Here is a 2,120-nt window from a genome sequence, read left to right as displayed (position 1 = left end):
CTGGCCGGCGGAGGTGGCTCTACTTGATCGGATCCCAGTACCGGAGCTGACCGGCCTGAACCATGGTATTCACAGCGAACACGTCCTTGATGGCCATGGCGATCCCACTGTCGGTTTCGAGGAAACAGTACTTGTCTTTAACCCGGCTTCCGCAGTTGGTGGGCAGACGTTGAGCTGATTTCGGGGGTGTGAGCAGGGAGAACGCAACGATCCGGTGTGTGCCCGCGTGTGTCCACGCGGTTGACCGGCCGGTTTCGGGGTGTTCGGCCTGGTCAGGAGGGGTGTAGGTGGGTGACCCGGGGCGGGGCGGCGACGCCGCAGGCGTCAACAATGCTCTGTTGGACCGTGGTGAGCGGTGTGGTCTGGGCGACGGTGCCGGCGGTTCCGGTGAGGGTGACGGTGTGGATCCGGCCGAGTTCGATCGCGATGCGCCGCCAGGTGAGTCCGGTGCGTCGTTCGGCGACACGGATCAGGAGTAGGGCGAGCCAGCAGAGCAGGACGTGGGCGCGGATGCGGGGTTCGATGCGGTGGTAGACGGGTCGTAGGTCGAGGGTGGATTTCATGTCGCGGAACCCTCGTTCGGCTTCGAGCAGGTTCTTGTAGCCGAGAGCGACGTCCTCGGCTGACAGGTCCGGATCGGAGGTCGACAGGAGGTATTTGCCGTCGAGTCGTTCCTCGGATCGGATCTTTGCGGTGTCGATCCGCAGGCGCCCGGACTTGAGCTGGCGGACCCATCGCCCGAGCGTGGGATGGTCGCGCAGCGCACACTCTGCCTTTTGATGCCGGTCATCGTCGCCGCCCGCCTTCTTCGCGTCGCGGGTGCGGGCGGTGTCGATGCGGGCCAGTTCTTCGGTGACTCGTTCGATCGCAGCCGCCCGCTTGGAGGCATCGCGTTCGGCTTCGTAGGGGTTGTGGCAGATGATCCACCGCTTGGCCACGTCATCGTTGCTGGTGTCGAGGCGGACTTCCTTGACGCGCAAGTTGTCGCGCACCGACCTGTAACGGCCGGGTCGGGCGAGGACGGCGTGGGCGTCGGCTGAGCCGTCGCGCATCTTCTCGCCCGCGATCCAGTGACCGCCGGCGCGGCGCAGGTAATCGAGGTTGGCGTCGGAGGAGAACCCGCGATCAACGACCGTGACGACACGCCCGAGGCGCCAGCCGCGTAGCCCGTCCTTCACCTCCGGCAGAATCGAGTTGTCGTTGGTGTTGCCCGGCCACACCCAACAACGGACCGGGATTCCTTCGCGGGTGACGGCGAGGCCGATCACGATCTGGGGAAGGTCCGGTCGGGAGTCTTTCGACTTGCCGTACTTGCGGAACTCGTCGGGGTCTTCGGTCTCGAAGTACGTGGACGTCGTGTCGAAGAACAACAGGTCGACCTCCAGGTTGAGGAGATCCGCGACAGCGAAGAACACCGCTTCTTGGATCTCAGCGTCGGTGTCAGCCTCGACCAGCAAGTCCATGGCGCGGTACGCCTGGTCCTCATCCATTGCGTCGAGGCCGGAGATGTCGACGTCGTTCGATGCCCATTCGGCGGCGGCGAGCTTAGACAGCGGATCGATCGCCCGGTTCGCGACCAACGCAAACAGGACCCGTTCGACATCGGTCGTGAATTTGCGTTTTCCGAGCACGCGGCGCAGGGCGGTGTCGACACCGAGCTGGGACCACAGACCGTCGAGCAGCCACGCCGTTCCCATCGGCCGCGACCCGACCACCGCCAGCGCGTCACCGACCTCGACGGACACTCCACCGGCGGCAGGGTGGTCGTCGTCGGTGTCGCCGAGGTAGCGGTTGATCGACACGACCAGCCGGCGGAGTCCCTCTCGGTCGAGGCGGTCCTCGCGACCGAGATTGACGAGGACCTCGGCCTGAGTGACCCCGTCGACGCGGCGGTTGTGGGCCAGTTGCACGTAACGCACGATGCTGCCGTCGGCGTTCTTGCGTTGCGTCGTGCGCAGATACATGCCCACCACCATCGCGGCTCAGCCACAGCGCACGCAAGGATCAAATCCACATCGTGTGCCCACGCTTTTCGCGACCTTGCGGAACCCTCCAACCCGACTACCAGGCACTATCCGCCCGACAGGCCGGTCATGTGCCCATCAACTGCGGAAGCCGGG

1 protein-coding gene is annotated in these 2,120 nt (G+C 65.3%); it reads right to left on the bottom strand.

Annotation, left to right across the window (positions count from 1 at the left end):
• Positions 1–272: 272 nt before the first annotated feature.
• Positions 273–1,964: an IS1634 family transposase gene (locus tag ACH2EI_RS16695; RefSeq protein WP_395160849.1), complete on the bottom strand. Its 1,692-nt coding sequence runs from the start codon at positions 1,962–1,964 to the stop codon at positions 273–275.
• Positions 1,965–2,120 lie beyond the last annotated feature (156 nt).

It is taken from the genome of Ilumatobacter sp. (assembly GCF_041688325.1).
GTDB lineage: Bacteria > Actinomycetota > Acidimicrobiia > Acidimicrobiales > Ilumatobacteraceae > Ilumatobacter_A.
Note: the sequence above shows the minus strand (reverse complement) of the source record. Positions and strands in the feature narration are given on the sequence as shown.

Bases quoted from the DNA above. Each gene is read 5' to 3' on its own strand.
- ACH2EI_RS16695 (WP_395160849.1), bottom strand. From the start codon at position 1,964: ATGTATCTGCGCACGACGCAACGCAAGAACGCCGACGGCAGCATCGTG.